Raw genomic sequence first — 786 nt, 5'->3', positions numbered from 1 at the left:
CTTTGAAGCGCGGAGAGATCCTGGCGCTGCTCGGCGCCAATGGCGCCGGCAAGAGCACGACCCTGAAGGCTGTTTCCAACCTGCTTCCGGCGGAGCGCGGCCAGATCAATGCCGGCACAATTCGCTACGAAGGCGACGACGTCTCGCAGCGCAAGCCGGGCGACCTGGTGCGCGCCGGTCTGGTTCAGGTGCTGGAGGGGCGCCATTGCTTCAAGAGCCTCACTGTCGAGGAGAACCTGGTTACGGGCGGCATCGGCCGCAGCGGTCGCCGTGCCGAGATCAACCGGGATCTTCAGCGGATCTACGACTTCTTCCCACGTCTCGCCGAAAAGCGCCGCACGCTCTCAGGCCTGACCTCGGGCGGCGAACAGCAGATGACCGCGATCGGCAGGGCGCTGATGTCGCGGCCCCGGCTGCTGGTCCTCGACGAGCCGTCGATGGGGCTGGCGCCGCTTGTCGTCCAGGACATCTTCCTGACGCTGAAGAAGCTCAATCGCGAGACGGGCCTGTCGATCCTGGTCGCGGAGCAGAACTCGGCGGTTGCGCTCAAATATGCCGACCACGCCACCGTGCTCGAGAACGGCGTTTCGGTCCTGTCCGGACCTGCGGCGGAGCTGCGCCAGCGCGAAGACATTCGCACTTTCTATCTCGGGCAGCAGGCTTCCCCCTCTGTTCAGCTTCCTCACCTTCATGCCGTAGCCTAACAACTCCGAAGGAGCCATGAAATGACCGTCTCCAACGTCAAGACCGACAAGGCCGCTGCCGCCGTGCCGCCGGTGCCAAGGC

General features: G+C 65.0%; 1 protein-coding gene. It reads left to right on the top strand.

The genetic code is table 11. The features are described 5' to 3' along the window. Nucleotides 1-704: ABC transporter ATP-binding protein (locus tag EOA38_RS37925; RefSeq protein WP_145966353.1), on the top strand; the 704-nt coding region annotated here is incomplete at its 5' end. Nucleotides 705-786: the final 82 nt, after the last annotated feature.

The organism is Mesorhizobium sp. M1E.F.Ca.ET.041.01.1.1, assembly GCF_003997355.1.
Lineage (GTDB): Bacteria > Pseudomonadota > Alphaproteobacteria > Rhizobiales > Rhizobiaceae > Mesorhizobium.
The sequence above is the reverse complement of the archived record's forward strand: the minus strand, read 5'-3'. Positions and strand labels throughout refer to the sequence as shown.